Source organism: Agromyces sp. NPDC057679 (assembly GCF_042799635.1).
GTDB lineage: Bacteria > Actinomycetota > Actinomycetes > Actinomycetales > Microbacteriaceae > Agromyces.
On sequence record NZ_JBHVIK010000005.1, the window covers coordinates 229,184 to 244,380 of the forward strand.

General features: G+C 74.0%; 11 protein-coding genes. 5 read left to right on the forward strand and 6 right to left on the reverse strand.

Going from position 1 to position 15,197, the window contains the following annotated elements:
• Positions 1-200 precede the first annotated feature (200 nt).
• The gene (locus ACFVAJ_RS20560; protein WP_376947515.1) at positions 201-581 is read left to right on the forward strand and encodes a TIGR02611 family protein; all 381 of its coding nucleotides are present in this window, start codon (positions 201-203) and stop codon (positions 579-581) included.
• Between the two features lie 17 nt (positions 582-598).
• On the opposite strand, the gene ACFVAJ_RS20565 is transcribed toward ACFVAJ_RS20560, so the two are convergent.
• Together ACFVAJ_RS20565 and ACFVAJ_RS20570 are read right to left on the reverse strand one after the other, a co-directional pair.
• On the reverse strand, positions 599-2,173 hold the full coding sequence (locus tag ACFVAJ_RS20565; RefSeq protein ID WP_376947518.1) for an aminopeptidase P family protein: 1,575 nt from the start codon (positions 2,171-2,173) through the stop codon (positions 599-601).
• Between the two features lie 60 nt (positions 2,174-2,233).
• Positions 2,234-3,259 (reverse strand): endonuclease/exonuclease/phosphatase family protein, encoded by a 1,026-nt coding sequence (locus ACFVAJ_RS20570; RefSeq protein WP_376947520.1) that lies wholly within the window; start codon positions 3,257-3,259, stop codon positions 2,234-2,236.
• 88 nt (positions 3,260-3,347) lie between these two features.
• On the opposite strand from ACFVAJ_RS20570, the gene ACFVAJ_RS20575 reads away from it, so the two are divergent.
• Positions 3,348-4,247, forward strand: a complete 900-nt coding sequence (locus ACFVAJ_RS20575) for a PHP domain-containing protein (RefSeq protein WP_376947522.1) — start codon at positions 3,348-3,350, stop codon at positions 4,245-4,247.
• Positions 4,248-4,348: 101 nt separating this feature from the next.
• Here the strand turns inward: ACFVAJ_RS20575 and ACFVAJ_RS20580 are convergent, their stop codons facing one another.
• Entirely contained in the window at positions 4,349-5,878 is a 1,530-nt protein-coding gene (locus tag ACFVAJ_RS20580) for a DEAD/DEAH box helicase (RefSeq protein WP_376947524.1), read from the reverse strand.
• 145 nt (positions 5,879-6,023) lie between these two features.
• Between ACFVAJ_RS20580 and ACFVAJ_RS20585 the strand changes: the two genes are divergently transcribed.
• On the forward strand, positions 6,024-6,743 hold the full coding sequence (locus tag ACFVAJ_RS20585) for a ferritin-like fold-containing protein (RefSeq protein WP_376947526.1): 720 nt from the start codon (positions 6,024-6,026) through the stop codon (positions 6,741-6,743).
• A gap of 63 nt (positions 6,744-6,806) precedes the next feature.
• Here the strand turns inward: ACFVAJ_RS20585 and ACFVAJ_RS20590 are convergent, their stop codons facing one another.
• Together ACFVAJ_RS20590 and ACFVAJ_RS20595 are read right to left on the reverse strand one after the other, a co-directional pair.
• Positions 6,807-7,112, reverse strand: coding sequence for a hypothetical protein (locus ACFVAJ_RS20590; RefSeq protein ID WP_376947528.1), 306 nt, complete (start codon positions 7,110-7,112; stop codon positions 6,807-6,809).
• Positions 7,113-7,114: 2 nt separating this feature from the next.
• On the reverse strand, positions 7,115-7,339 hold the full coding sequence (locus tag ACFVAJ_RS20595; protein WP_026378876.1) for a DUF3107 domain-containing protein: 225 nt from the start codon (positions 7,337-7,339) through the stop codon (positions 7,115-7,117).
• A 94-nt stretch (positions 7,340-7,433) separates the two neighbouring features.
• Between ACFVAJ_RS20595 and ACFVAJ_RS20600 the strand changes: the two genes are divergently transcribed.
• Positions 7,434-10,607, forward strand: a complete 3,174-nt coding sequence (locus ACFVAJ_RS20600) for a PD-(D/E)XK nuclease family protein (protein WP_376947530.1) — start codon at positions 7,434-7,436, stop codon at positions 10,605-10,607.
• A complete protein-coding gene (locus tag ACFVAJ_RS20605) occupies positions 10,604-13,978 on the forward strand; it encodes a UvrD-helicase domain-containing protein (protein ID WP_376947532.1) in 3,375 nt (1,124 codons plus the stop codon). Before ACFVAJ_RS20600 ends, ACFVAJ_RS20605 begins: the two co-directional genes overlap by 4 nt.
• Here the strand turns inward: ACFVAJ_RS20605 and ACFVAJ_RS20610 are convergent.
• On the reverse strand, positions 13,891-15,150 hold the full coding sequence (locus ACFVAJ_RS20610; RefSeq protein WP_376947534.1) for a phosphotransferase: 1,260 nt from the start codon (positions 15,148-15,150) through the stop codon (positions 13,891-13,893). The genes ACFVAJ_RS20605 and ACFVAJ_RS20610 overlap by 88 nt on opposite strands.
• Between the last annotated feature and the right edge of the window lie 47 nt (positions 15,151-15,197).

Below are 15,197 nucleotides of genomic sequence, written 5' to 3' on the forward strand. Positions count from 1 at the left end.
CTCTCCGTACGACCCCGGGCGATGCGGGTGCCGCCGATTCGCCGCGCCGTCGCTCCGGGCTGATCGCCCTGCGGACTCGCCGGAGGGACCACCCCATTCGGCGGCGTGTCGATGCGGAGGTCAGCCCTGACGGACCACTCGCCGCCGGAGCGGTCGTGACGCCTCGGGCGACTCACAGACTCGCGATATATCGTGTCGCCATGACGAGCGGCGAGACGCACGAGCGACCGACGGGCCTCGAAGGCGAGATCGAGCAGGAGATCGCCGACGGCGAGCGGGGCGACCGGCCGTTGCGGCGGTTCCTCCGAGGCATCCGCCACCGCATCGAAGGTCGACCCGCGCTGCGCCGCACGTACCGCGTCGCCGTGGGCGTGCTCGGCGGGGTGATCGCCGTCGGCGGCCTGCTGCTCGTGCCGCTGCCCGGGCCGGGCTGGCTCGTCGTGTTCCTCGGGCTCGCGATCCTCGGCACCGAGTTCGCGTGGGCGAAGCGCCTCGCGGCGTTCACGAAGCGTCAGCTCGCCCGCTTCTGGGCGTGGTGGCGGGCCCGCCGTGCTGCGCGTACGGCGGACCCGGCCGCCTGAGACGGCGGCGGACGCGATCAGTCGCGGGCGCCCTGCACCCACGCCTCGACGGCGTCGACCGTGCGGGGGATCCGCACCGAGAGGTTCTCGGCGCCGTCGGCGGTGACGAGGATGTCGTCCTCGATGCGCACGCCGATGCCGCGGAACTCGGCCGGAACCGTGAGGTCGTCGGGCTGGAAGTACAGGCCCGGCTCGATCGTGAAGATCATGCCGGCCTCGATCACGCCGTCCATGTAGAACTCGCGCCGCGCCTGCGCGCAGTCGTGCACGTCGAGTCCGAGGTGGTGGCTCGTGCCGTGCACCATGTAGCGCCGGTGGAACTGGTTGTCGGGAAGCAGCGACTCCTCCGCCGACACCGGCAGGAAGCCCCACTCGGCCGTCTTGCGGGCGATGACCGCCATCGCGGCGGCGTGCACCTCGCGGAACACGATGCCCGGCTTCACGATGGCGAACGCGGCGTCGGCCGCCTCGAGCACGGCCTCGTAGACCTGCCGCTGCACGGGCGAGAAGGTGCCGTTCACCGGGAAGGTGCGCGTGATGTCGGCCGTGTAGTACGAGTCCATCTCGACGCCGGCGTCGAGCAGCACGAGGTCGCCGGGCACGACGGGGCCGTCGTTGCGGGTCCAGTGCAGGATCGTCGCGTGCGGGCCGGCCGCCGCGATCGAGCCGTAGCCGACGTCGTTGCCGTCGAGGCGGGCTCGGGTCGCGAAGACGCCCTCGATGACGCGCTCGCCGCGCACCTCGGCGGTGATGCGGGGGAGCTCGGCGAGCACTTCGCCGAAGCCGCGCTCGGTCGCGTCGATCGCGGCGCGCATCTCGGCGATCTCGTAGTCGTCCTTCACGAGGCGCAGCTCGCTCACGACGCGCGCGAGCTCGCCGTCGGGCTCGTGGTCACTGCCGACCTCGAGCGAGAACGCCGCATCCTGCGCGTTCTCGCTGAGCACGCGCTCGGCGGCGAAGCGGATGCGGGCGTGGTCGACGCGCTCCGTCACGGCGGGGTCGGCCTCGCGGATGACGAGGGTCGCGGTGTCGACGGCGTCGATCACGGCATCGAAGTCGCGGATGTCACGCGTGGCGACCGCGAGGTCGGCTGCGACGTGCGCGAGGGAGGGGCGGGGGCCGATCCAGAACTCGCCGATCGCGGCGTTGGCGTAGAACTCCTCGGAGTCGCGGCCCGCGCGCTCGCGGAAGTACAGGGTCGCCTCGTGACCGGCGCCGCCGGTCGGCTCGAGCACGAGCAGCGCGCCCGGCTCGGAGTCGGAGCCCCAGCCGGTGAGGTGGGCGAACGCCGAGTGCGCGCGGTACGGGTAGTCGGTGTCGTTCGCGCGCTGCTTCATGTCGCCCGCGGGGATGACGAGGCGCTGGCCCGGGAACGCGGCGGAGACCTTCGCGCGGCGTTCGGCGGCGTTCGCGGCCTGCGGCCTGGCCTGCGGCAGCGTCTCGTCGCGTTCGGCCCAGCCGGTGCCGATGAAGTTCTTGAAGCCCTCCGAGCCCGGCGTCGTCGACCGGTTCGCGTTGCGGCCGGCGTCGTCGCCGTTCGTGGTGGCCGGAGCCGCGGTCTCAGTGGTGGAGGTGTCGCTCGAGTTCGCCATGGCTCCATTCTCGCACCGCCCGATGCGGGCCGAACCGCCGCGAGGCGAAGCGCAGGGGCCTCAGCCGGCCCGGACCAGCGTGGCCGCGATCGGGCGGTGGTCGCTGCCCGCGTCGTCGAGGCTGCCGATCACCTCGAAGCGCTCCACCGTCCAGCCGGGCGTCGCCATCACGTGGTCGATCGGGCTGCCGAGCAGCTCGGGCGCACTGGCCGGCCAGGTGCCGAGCGCCGCCGAGCGGGCCGCGACCGCGGCATCCCGGCACCGCCCGAGGTCGCCGCCGTCGATGCCGCGACCGGCGAAGTGGTCGACCGTCGCGTTGAAGTCGCCGGCCATGATCACGTTCTCGCCCGTGCACTGCTCAGCGAGCCAGTCGAGGTCGCTGCGCCAGTTGCGCAGCTCCCACCGGATCGGCGCGACCGCGTGCACGGCGACGATGCGCGGGCCGTCGCCCGAGACGGGGTCGGCCACGACGCTCGGCAGGGTGTTCGTGTTGCCGGGCGGGCCGGGCGCCTCGGCCGAGACCACCTCGTAGTCGCCGAGCTCGGGGCTGATGAGGAGGGTCGTCGACCTGGCCTTCGCCACGTCGTCGTAGGCGAGCGTGTGCACCCACATCGGCGATCCGCCCTCGCGCATCGCGATCGCGACCTCCTCGCCGAGCGGGTCGGTCGTCTCGGGCAGCACGACGACGTCGGCACCCTCGTCGAGGGCGAGGCCCGCGATGGTGCTCGCGTCGGGCACCTCGCCGAGCGTGTTCCACGCCAGCACGGTGACCGAATCGGGCGGCACGGCGCCCGTGGCATCCACGCTGCCGGCGCCGCGCATCGCGAGCACCGCGACGTTGCCGCCCGCGAAGAGCGCGAAGACGACCGCCATCGCGACCGCGAAGCGTCGCATGCGGCGGGGGATCGCGAGGAGCGCGAAGATCGCCGCGACGACCAGGCCGCAGACCGCGGCGACCCCGCGGAGGGCGACCACATGCGCCGCGATCCACTGGTTCTGCAGGCCGAACGCCTGCGGCCAGACGAGGACGAGGGCTGCGACGGCGGTGCCGAGTACGACGACCCAGCCGAGGATGCGGGGGAGCATTCCATCCACACTAGGTGCACCGACACTGGGAACGCCCGGTGAATGTCGCGAGCCCGTCGCACGGGTCGGGCGTCGATAGCATTGGGGGATGTCAGACGCCCCCGCCGGACCCGGCGAAGCCGACCTGCACACGCACACGACCGTGTCGGACGGAACCGAGGCGCCGGCCGAGCTCATGCGGCAGGCCGCCGCGGCCGGGCTCTGGGGCATCGCGCTCACCGACCACGACTCGACGAGCGGCTGGGCCGAGGCGTCGGCCGCGGTCGCCGAGACGGGCGTCGCCCTCATCCCCGGCATGGAGCTGTCGACGCGCGAGGGCTTCTCGAGCGTGCACCTGCTCGGCTACCTCATCGACCCGCTCGACGAGTCGCTGCTCGCCGAGACCGCGCGCATCCGCGAATCCCGCATGACGCGCGCCGAGCAGATCGTGCGCCGCATCGGCCGCGACTACGACCTCAGCTGGGACGACGTGCTGGCGCAGACCGCCGAGGGCGCGACCATCGGCCGCCCGCACATCGCCGACGCGCTCGTGGCCCGCGGACTCGTCGAGACGCGGTCGGCGGCGTTCTCCGGGATCCTGCACCCGCGGGCCGGCTACGCCCAGCCGCACTACGCGCCCGACCCGCTCACCGGCGTCCGCCTCATCCGCGAGGCCGGCGGGGTCCCGGTGCTCGCGCATCCCGGCACCCGCGGCGCCGAACGGATCGTGCCGCCCGAGCGGCTCGCGCAGCTGGTCGACGCGGGGCTCTTCGGGCTCGAGGTCGACCATCCCGAGAACCAGGAGGCCGCGAAGCCCCGGCTGCGCGAGCTCGCCGCGCGATTCGGGCTCGCGATCACGGGGTCGAGCGACTACCACGGCACCGGCAAGACGAATCGGCTCGGCGAGTGCCGCACGGCGCCCGACGTCGTCGCGCGCCTGCTCGCCGAGGGGCGCGGCACGGCGCCGGTGCTGCCGCCGGCCGCACCAGCGGGCGTCGCCGCCGACTGAAGCAGCTTCCCTCGGGTACGAGTGAAGCCCGTTTCGGCGACGGAACCCGGGAGGTGCGGGGTTCGGTCGCCGAAACGGGCTTCAGTCGTGGTCGCGGCGGGCTAGGCCTGCGGCGCCACGGGGGCCGAACCGGCCGCACCGCTGCGCCCGGCACCGCCGCGACGGCGGCGACGACGCGGAGCGGGCTTGCCGTCGTGGTGCTCGTGGCCCTTGCCGTCGTGGGTGCCGGTGCCCGGCTCCTTCACGGCGGGAACCTCGACCGAACCGTCGGCCTGCGCCGGGGCCGACTCGCCCGCCGGCTCGCCGGCACGCGTGCGGCGGCGGTTGCGGGTGCGCGGGGCGCGCTCGCCATCGCCCTCGCGGCGCTCGCCGTTGCCCTCGCGACGGCCGCCGCGCTCGCTGCGACCGGCGGTGCTCGAGCGGGTCGCGCTCGCCGCAGGCGCGGCCGGCTTCAGACGGCCCTTGGTGCCCGCGGGGATGTCGAGGTCGCTGAACAGGTGCGGGCTCGACGAGTAGGTCTCGGTCGGCTCGGGCTGGCCGAACTCGAGGGCGCGGTTGATGAGCGCCCACTTGTGCAGGTCGTCCCAGTCGACGAAGGTGACGGCGATGCCGGTCTTGCCCGCACGGCCCGTGCGACCCGCGCGGTGCAGGTAGGTCTTGTCGTCGTCGGGGATGGTGTGGTTGATCACGTGCGTGACGTCGTCGACGTCGATGCCGCGCGCCGCGACATCCGTGGCGATGAGCACGTCTTTCTTGCCGGCCTTGAACGCGGCCATCGCGCGCTCGCGCTGGTCCTGGTTCAGGTCGCCGTGCACGGCCGCGGCGTTGAAGCCGCGGTCGTTGAGCTCCTCGACGAGCTTGGCCGCCGCGCGCTTCGTGCGCGTGAAGATGACCGTCTTGCCGCGACCCTCGGCCTGGAGGATGCGCGCGATCACCTCGTCCTTGTCGAGCGAGTGCGCGCGGTACACGAGGTGCTTGATGTTGGCCTGCGTGAGGCCCTCGTCGGGGTCGTTCGCACGGATGTGGATCGGCTTCGACATGAAGCGGCGCGCGAGCGCCACGATCGGCCCGGGCATGGTCGCCGAGAAGAGCATCGTGTGACGCACGGCCGGCACCTTCGAGAAGATCTTCTCGATGTCCGAGAGGAAGCCGAGGTCGAGCATCTTGTCGGCCTCGTCGAGCACGATCTCCTGCACCTCGCCGAGGTTGAGGAGACGCTGGCTCGCCAGGTCGAGCAGGCGGCCGGGAGTGCCGACGACGATCTGCGCGCCGGCCTTGATCTGCTCGATCTGGCCCTCGTACGCCTTGCCGCCGTAGATCGAGACGATCTTGGTGGGACGGTTCGAGGTCGCCAGCTCGAGGTCTTCGGAGACCTGCACCGCGAGCTCGCGGGTCGGCACGACGACGAGCGCCTTCACGCCGGGAGCGGGGTCGTCGCCGAGGCGCTGGATCAGCGGGAGGCCGAACCCGAAGGTCTTGCCCGTTCCGGTCTTGGCCTGGCCGATGATGTCCTGGCCCGAGAGGGCGAGGGGGATGGTCTGCTCCTGGATGGGGAAGGCATCGACGATGCCCTTCCCGGTCAGGGCGTCGACGATGTCGGACGCGATGCCGAGGTCGGTGAAAGTGGTCACAAATCTGCCTGTCGGTCGTGCTTCGAGAATGAAGGTCGTGAGGTGCGCCTCGACTTCAACCCCGGGCGCACGGCCGCGGCTCCGATGTCCGCATGCCCTTACACCCTATCGGAGTGTGCCTGTGCGCCTCGGATAGGCTGTCCTCGTGGTGTTCTGGTCCAGCAGGCGCGGTGCGCGCCCCGAGCTTCCGCGGCTGCGACCCCGGGTCGCCCCGACGGAGGTCACCAAGGTCGACTTCACCGAGCTCGTGCCCGAGCCGGTCCCGTTCCTCGGGCAGGCCGCCTACATCCAGCTCGAGTTCTTCGAGAGCCTCTCGACCGCCGTCATCGGCGCACCGTCGATGCGCTCGAAGGAGGGGCTGAGCGCCGCAGCGGGCGTGGCCCTGCGGCGGCACCACGAGCTCATCGCCGAACTGCGCCACCTGGGGGTCGAACCCGAGGCGGTCATGGTGCCGTTCGCGCCCGCGACCGACCGGCTCGGCGAGTCGACGGCCGGCGCCGATTGGCCCGAGCTGCTGCTCGGCGTGCACGTGACCTCGGGCATGCTCGACGACTACTTCTCGCGCCTCGCGGAGGGGCTGCCCACGGCGCTCCGTGCGCGGGTCCGCGGGATCCTCGGGGGCGGCGGCATCGGCGAGGTGCTCGAAGCCGAGCTGCTCGCCGCGATCGAGGCGGAGCCCGGCCTCGCCGACCGCCTCGCCCTGTGGGGTCGCAGCATCGTCGGCGACACCCTGCTCATCGCCCGTTCGGCCCTTCGTGCCTCCGACTCGGCCGACCGCACCGCAGGCGAACGGGTCGAGCCGGTCTTCACCGAGCTGATCGCCGAGCACACGCGACGCATGGACGCGCTCGGCCTCACGGCCTGAGCCGCCGCGCAGCGCGGTCGCAGCACGTCGGGCTCACCGCGCGCGGCGGTGCACCGACGCGGGTCAGGCGCGGCTGACGCCCGGCCGGGAGAGGCGCTCGAAGAGCGCGGCATCCGCCTTCTGACGGCCCGGCCCGATGAGGAACCCGGCCGCCGCCGATGCGAGACCGGAGGCGACGAGCGCGACGACCCAGATCCACCCGCCGTCCCACGCCCAGCCGAGCCAGGTCAGCGCGACCCACACGACCGCGGCGACGGCCGCGCCGATCGACGGGACCAGCGCGACGCCGCGCATCTGACGGTACGGGAAGGCGAAGTGCGCGGCGAGGCCGAGGATGGCGCCGCCGAGCGTGACGAAGAGGAGCTCCATCGTCAGGCGACGAAACCGACGCGACGCGACTCCTCGGAGCCGATCTCGACGTAGGCGAGCGCTGCGGCGGGGACGACGAAGACGGTGCCCTTGTCGTCGGCGAGCTTCAGGAGCGGAGACTGCCCGGCGAGGGCCGCCGCGACCGCCTGCTCGACCTCTGCGGCCGACTGCGAAGTCTCGAACCCGAGTTCACGGGGGGAGTTCTGAATGCCGATGCGAACGTCCACGGTGCGCCTTTCTGCTGGTGTCTCAAACCCTACACATCGTGCCGTGCCGAGCCGTTCGCGTTCACTGTCGGCGGAACGCGTTAACGTTGCCGACATGCAGGGCACCCGAACCGTTCCAGACCTCGTCCGCAACCTCTCGGGTGGCGGTCACGCGGCGGTCTTCGGCGCCCCCGGCAGCGGCAAGACGAGCCTCGCGATCGAGCTCGTCGCCGACCGCATCGAACGGCTCGGCCACTCGAGCGACGAGGTGCTCGTCGTCTCGGCGACCCGCACCGCGGCGACGGCGCTCCGCGACGCGCTCGCCGTGCGGCTCGGCCTCACGACGCGCGGCCCGCTCGCCCGCACCGCCAACTCGATCGCCTTCCAGCTCGTGCGCGCGTACACGGGCACCTCGGTGACCCTGCTCACGGGTGCCGAGCACGACCACATCGTCGGCGAACTCCTCGACGGCGGCATCCGCGACGGGTTCGGCCCCGAGTGGCCCGACCCGCTGACGCCCGAGGTGCGCGTGCTCCGGGGGTTCCGCACCGAGCTGCGCGACCTGCTCATGCGCGCCGTCGAGCACGGCGTCGACGCCGAGGCGCTCGCCCGGCTCGGCGAGCGCTGCGAGCGCCCCGAGTGGGTGGCGGCAGCCGACTTCCTCGCCGAGTACGACGAGGTGAAGGCCCAGCTGCGGCCGAACCAGTTCGACTCGGCCGAGCTCGCGGCGTTCGCGGCCGCCGTCGTGCGCCGGAGCCCCGCGGACGCTGAGGCGGCCGCCGCCCTCGGCTTGCTCGCACGCCTGCGGCTCATCGTCGTCGACGACGCGCAGGAGGCGACCGAGGCGACGGCGGCGCTCCTCGGCGCGTTCGCCGCGCGCGGCGTCCAGGTGGTCGCGATCGGCGACCCCGACGTCGCGAGCAACGGCTTCCGCGGCGGTCGCCCCGAACTGCTCGGCGCGCTCTCGAACGTGCTCGACGGCGCCCCGGTCGAGCGCCGCGTGCTGCCCGTCGTGCACCGCGGCACGGCCGAGCTCCGCGCGGTCGTGCAGTCCGCGACGGCGCACATCGGTGCGGCGCTCGGCGGTGCGCACCGCGTCGCCACGGTGGCCGGGGCATCGGCGCACGAGGGCGGGCAGGATGCCGCGGCCGAGACCCCGGCGCCGGCCGAGCAGCCCGCCTCGGCCCGCGCTGCGCGGCCGCCGCTCGCCCCCGTCGTCGGCGTCGAGGCGCCGTCGCATGCGGCCGAGTGCCGTGCGGTCGCCGCCGTCCTCCGCGAACGCCACCTGCTCGACGGGGTGCCCTGGTCCGAGATGGCCGTCGTGCTGCGCTCCGGCGGCGACGTGCCGGCCTTCGAGCGCGGGCTCGCGCTCGCCGAGGTGCCGACCGCCGGCAGCGCCGCGCGCACCGCCCTGCGCGACGCCCCCGCCGCGGCGGCGCTGCTCACGGCCGCCTCGCTCGTGCTCGAGCGCGAACCGCTCACCGCCGAGCTCGCGGTCTCGCTGCTCACGGGGCCGATCGGGCGGCTCGACGGGGTCGGCCTCCGGCGGCTGCGGCTCGCCCTCCGCCACGAGGAGCTCGCGAACGGGGGCGACCGCACGGGCGACGAACTGCTCGTCGAGGCGCTCGGCGCACCCGGCGGCTTCGACTCGATCGACGCCGCGCCGGCCCGGCGTGCCGCGCGCCTCGCGAAGCTCGTCGCCTCGGCCCGCGCCGAGGCCGTGCGCGGACGCACCGTCGAAGAACTGCTCTGGGCGCTGTGGGAGGGCAGCGGGCTCGCCGCCGAGTGGGGTGCGCAGGCGGCCGGCACGGGCGTGCTCGCCGACGAGGCGAACCGCTCGCTCGACGCCGCCGTGGCACTCTTCGCCGCCGCGCAGCGGTTCGTCGAGCGCGAGCCCGACGCGCCCGCCGTGCGCTTCGTCGACGAGGTGTTCGCGAGCGAGCTCCCCGAAGACTCGCTCGCGCCCCAGCGCAGCGCCGAGACCGTGCTCGTGACGACGCCGCCGGCGCTCATCGGGCGCTCCTTCGCGGTCGTCGTGGTGGCGGGCCTGCAAGACGGGGTGTGGCCGAACCTCCGCCCCCGCGGCACCCTGCTGCACGCCGGGCTCCTCGCACGCACCGCCGCGGCCGTGCGGGCGGGGGCCCCGCTGCCTGCGGTCGAGTCGGTGCCCGAGGCGCGCGTCGCCGTGCGCAGCGACGAGCTGCGCCTGTTCGCGCTCGCGGCCTCGCGCGCCGAACGCCAGCTCGTGCTCAGCTGCACCGCGAACGACGACGAGCAGCCCTCGATGCTCATGGGCTACGCGCCCGACCGGCTGCGGGCGCCGCGCGGCCGACCGCTGCACCTGCGGGGCCTCGTCGGGGCGCTCCGCCGAGAGACGATCGGCTCGCCGGCGGGCGAGGCGCCGGCCGCGCTCGCGCTGCTCGCCGAAGCCGGCGTGCCCGGTGCGCATCCCGACGACTGGTACGGGCTCGCGGCGCCTTCGACGACCGCGCCCCTCGTCGACCTCGCTGGCGATCCCGACGCGGTCGTCGCCGTCTCGCCGTCGCAGATCGATCGCGTGGAGGAGTCGCCGCTCGGCTGGTTCATCGATCACGTGGCGTCGCCGCCGTCGGGCATCGCCGCCTCGATCGGCACGATCGTGCACGCCGTCGTCGAGGAGGCCGGCGCCCGCGACGACGGCGACACGAGCATCGAGACGCTGTGGGCCGGAGTCGAAGAGCGTCTGCGCGAGGTCCGTTTCGAGGCCGGCTGGGTCGCCGAGCGCGAGCGACGCGGCGCGCGGCGCATGGCCGAGGGCGCGGCCGGCTACCTCGCGGGCTTCGCCGACGACGGCAAGGTGCTGCTCGAGGCCGAGGGGCGCTTCACCCTCGAGCTCGGCCGGGTGCGCATCACGGGCACGATCGACCGGGTCGAGGCGTCCGCCGACGGCACCACGGTGATCGTCGACCTGAAGACCGGGCGCACCCCGCCGACGGCGGCCCAGACCGCCGCGCACCCGCAGCTCGCCGCGTACCAGCTGGCGGCGCGGGCCGGCGCGGTGCCGAACCGCGGCACCCTCGGCGGGGCGAAGCTCGTCTACCTCGCGAAGCCCGCCTCGGGCAACGCGTACACCGAACGGGCGCAGCAGCCGTTCGACGACGAGGCCGAGGCGCTCTTCCGCGAGCGCCTCGAGGCGGTCGCCCGGACGATGGCCGGCGCCGCGTTCGACGGCCCCGCCGAGCTCGGCTTCGGGTCGCGCTTCGGCGCGTGGCAGTATCGGGTCCACCTCGTGCCGGCGGTGTCGGCATGAGCGGCGCCGTGCTGAGCGCGCTCGAGATCGCCACCCGGCTCGGCCTGCACGAACCGACGCCCGAGCAGCGCGCGGTCATCGAGGCCGACCCGCGCGGCCAGAGCATCGTCGTCGCCGGCGCCGGGAGCGGCAAGACCGAGACCATGGCGAACCGCGTGGTCTGGCTGCTCGCGAACGGGCACGTCGAGGTGCCCGAGGTGCTCGGGCTCACCTTCACCCGCAAGGCCGCCGGCGAGCTGGCCGAGCGCGTCCGCGAGCGGGTCGCGCAGCTCGTCGACGAGGGCATCGCCGCCGTCGAGCTCGACCCGATCGAGTCGGCCGCGGTCGGCACCTACAACGCCTTCGCGAGCTCGATCTACCGCGAGCACGCGATGCTCATCGGGCGCGAGCCCGACGCCTCGGTGCTCGGGGAGGCCGCCGCCTGGCAGCTCGCGCGCTCGGTCGTCGCGGCCTCGGCCGATCCCCGGCTCGTCGAGCTCGACGCCTCGCTCGAGAAGGTCACCGGCGCCGTGCTCGGCCTCAGTCGGGCCCTCGCCGAGAACGTCGCCGAGAGCCGTGACGTGCGCGTCATGGTGCGCGACTTCCTGCAGATGGAGGGGCTCCCGATCGAGGCGCCGCGCAAGCGCACCGACTTCGCCTCGTTCGTCGACGCGCTCGGCGCGGTCGGCGCGCTGCCGCCCCTCCTCGAGCTCGCCGACGCGTACGCGACCGTCAAGCAGCAGCGCGGCTTCGTCGAGTTCTCCGACCAGGTCGCGCTCGCGCTCGCGATCTGCGAACGGCACCCCGAGGTGGTCGCCGCGCACCGCGAGCGCTACCGCACGGTCCTCCTCGACGAGTACCAGGACACGAGCGTCGTGCAGACGCGCCTGCTCTCGGTGCTCTTCGGCGACCACGCGGTCATGGCGGTCGGCGACCCCGACCAGTCGATCTACGGCTGGCGCGGGGCGAGCGCCGCGAATCTCGCCCGCTTCGGGCGCGACTTCGCCGCGGGCGGCGAGGCGGCGGTGTACGACCTGTCGACGAGCTGGCGCAACCCGCGCATCGTGCTCGACGCCGCGAACACGCTCATCGCGCCGCTCGACGCCGGCATCCCGAAGGCGCCGCTCAGCGCGTCGCCGTTCGCGGGGCCGGGCCGCCTCGACGTGAGCTGGAGCGAGACCATCGACGACGAGGCGGCGAGGGTCGCAGAGTGGTTCGCCCGGCGACTCGGCCGCGGCGGCGAGGGGGCGAGCGGGGCGCTGCTCTGCCGCACCTTCGCCAACGTCGACGTCTTCACCGAGGCGCTGCGCGCCAGGGGGGTGCCGGTGCACGTGCTCGGCATGGCCGGACTGCTCGACCAGCCCGTCATCGCCGACCTCGTCTGCGTCCTCCGCGTGGTGCACGATCCCTCGGCGGGGTCGGAGCTCGTGCGGGTGCTCGGCGGCGCGCGCTGGCGCATCGGCCCTGCCGATCTCGACGCCCTGCGTTCGCTCGCGAAGTGGCTCGCCGACCGCGACCTCGCGAGCCGGCGCCTGGCCGACGAGGTCCGCCGGGGCCTGCGCACCTCGATCGCCGTCGACGAGTCGCCCTCGATCGTCGACGCCCTCGACTTCCTCCTCACCGCCCCCGACGAGCACTCCGCGCTCCGAGGCTTCAGCGAGACGGGGCTCGCGCGCATGCGCCGTGCGGGGGCCCAGCTGCAGGCGCTCCGGCGGCGAGCCGGCCTCGGGCTCATCGACTTCGTGAGCCTCGTGCAGCAGGAGCTGCTGCTCGACCTCGAGGTCGCGGCGAACGCCGCGCAGCCGCTCGGCGCGCCGAGCCTCGAGGCATTCGACGAACTGCTCGTCGGCTTCGTCGAGATGAGCGAGCAGCCGACGCTCGGGGCGTTCCTCACCTGGCTCACCGAGGCCGAGCAGCGCGATCGGCTCTCGCCCAGGCAAGACGAACCCGAGCCGGGCGCGGTGCAGGTGCTGTCGATCCACGGCTCGAAGGGGCTCGAGTGGGACGTCGTGGCGATTCCGCGCATGGTCGACGCCGAGGTGCCGTCGAAGCCGCGCTCGACGAAGGGGTGGCTCTCGTTCGGCGAGCTGCCGAACGAGTTCAAGGGCGATGCCGACGAACTCCCCGCGCTGCAGTGGCGGGGCGTGCAGAGCCAGGCCGAGTTCGACGCCGCGGTCTCGGCGTTCGCCGACGAGAACCGCGAGCGTCACGCCGAAGAGGAGCGACGGCTCGCCTACGTGGCGTTGACGAGGGCGCGCACCGAGCTGCTGCTCAGCGGCTCGTGGTGGTCGACCCAGAAGGCGCCGCGGCAGCCGAGCCCGTTCCTCCGCGAGCTCGTGCAGGCGGGCGTCGTGTCGATCGATGTCCTGCCGGGGGCGCCCGAGCACGACGAGAACCCGCGCACCGGCACCGTCGAACGCGTCAGCTGGCCGCTCGACCCGCTCGGTCACCGGCGCGCAGCGGTCGAGGCCGCGGCCGACGCCGTGCGCGCCGCCGCCCTGCGGCCGAGCGGTGCGGGCATCGGCCCGCGCCTGTCCGACGAGCTCCGGCTGCTGCTCGAGGAGCGCCGTCGCCGCCATGAGCCGGCCGAGGCGCCCGAGATCCCGGTGCGGGTGCCCGCCTCGCGGTTCAAGGACTACGTCGACGATCCGCTCGCGGTCGCCGCCGCGCTCCGGCGCCCGATGCCCCAGCGTCCCTTCCGGGCGACGCGCATCGGCACGCTCTTCCACGAGTGGGTCGAGCAGCGTTCACTCGATCCGGTCGACGCCTTCGACGGGCTCGACGGACTCGCCCCGATCGGCGCCCTCGGCGCCCTCGACGGACCGGGCGCATTCGAGGGGCTCGACGGGTTCGACGACCTCGACGATCTCGACGGCCGAGCCGGTCTCGACGGGCTCGAGGGCGATGACACGGTGCCCGTCGACCCGGCGCACGGCGACGTCGCACCCGAACGACTGCGCGCGCTGCAGGCGACCTTCGCCGCCTCGGAGTGGGGCGACCGCCGGCCCGCCGCCGTCGAACTCGAGCTGCACCTGCCGATCGGCGGCAACGTGTTCGTCTGCAAGCTCGACGCTGTCTACGACATCGCCCCCGAGTCGGAGCTCGGCGCCCGGGGCATCCGGGTGCAGGTCGTCGACTGGAAGACGGGCAAGGCGCCGCGCGACGCGCGCGACCTCGAGCTCAAGCAGACCCAGCTCGCCCTCTACCGACTCGCGTACGCGAGCTGGGCCGGTGTCGACCCGTCCGTCGTCGACGCCGTCTTCTACTTCGTCGAGGACGATCGGGTGATCAGGCCCGACCGGATCTACGACGAGGCGGAGTTGCGTCGGGCCTGGTCGTCGGTGACGTCGCGCGAGGGCACGCCGGTCGAGCCGTCGTCGCCGCGTGGGTGATCGGGCACCGCGCCCGAGTCGTCGTCTGGTGCGGCGTCGCCCCAGTCGCTGAGGTCGAGCGGGATGGGCGCCGTGGCATCCATCGGGGGCGCGTCGGCCGAGCGGGCCTCGTGCCGATCGAGCTCCGAGAAGTCGTAGCTGTCGGTGAGCATGACGCCGCCGCGCTCGGCGGGAAGCCGGTCGAGCGGGGTCTCGTCGAGCAGCCGCTCGACCTCGCCGACGGCGAGGATCGGCCCCGTCTCGGGCGAGAGCGACTCGCTCGAATGATCGTGCACGCTCTCGACGAGCCCGTCGAGGAGGCCGACGGCGTCCTCGACGATGGCGTCGTCGCGCTCGTCGACGCCGTGCAGCAGCCACCGCGCGAGCTCGAGCTCGCCGTAGAGCAGGGCCCGTTGCGGAAGGTGTGCGTCGGCGCCGCCCTCGCGCGCGGCGATGTACGCGCCGAGCGCGCGCTCGGCCGCGGCGCCGCGGGAGGTCAGCAGCCAGTGCAGGTCGCGCGCCGGGTCGCCCTCGGCGAGGCCCGACCAGCCGAGCACCCCGGTCACGGTCTCGCCGTCGTTCAGGATCGAGTCGGCCGTGAGGGTGCCGTGCACGACGGTCGGGCGGAAGCGCCAGAGCGTGTCGTCGTCGGTGGCCTCCTCCCAGCGGCGCAGGAGCGCGGCGGGCAGACGTCCGGTGTCGGCGGCCCGGCCGATGAGGGCGACGACCGATTCGCGGGTCTCCGTGGCATCCTGCCGGGCGAGGCCGGCATCGCCGACGAAACCGGCGGGCAGCGAGTGGATCGCGGCGATCGAGAGCCCGACCGATTCGGCGAGCCGCTCGTGCGCGGTCAGCTCGTCGGCGGTCGAGACGACCCCGGGGATGAACTCGGTGACCACGGCGCGCGTGCCGTCGATGGGCGCCTGGCCGATGAACGACGGCACGGCGAAGTCGAGGCGGCTGCGAATGCCCGGGGTCAGGGCGCGCAGCGCCACGAGGTCGGCCGATTGCTCGGATTCGGCAGCCTGCGAACGCGGGACCCTGATGATGAGGTGGCGATCGTCGGTGGTGCGGAACTCGACGGCGTCGAAGGCCCCGTGGCTGCGCCGCGTGTGCGCCCGGGCGGCGCTGACCTCGAGTCCGGGCACCGCCGCCGTGGCCAACGCGGCTAGAGTGAGAGGGGGTCTGGCCATGGCATTCAGCTTAAGCAGGCATCTCCCGGCGACGGGCGACCGCCACA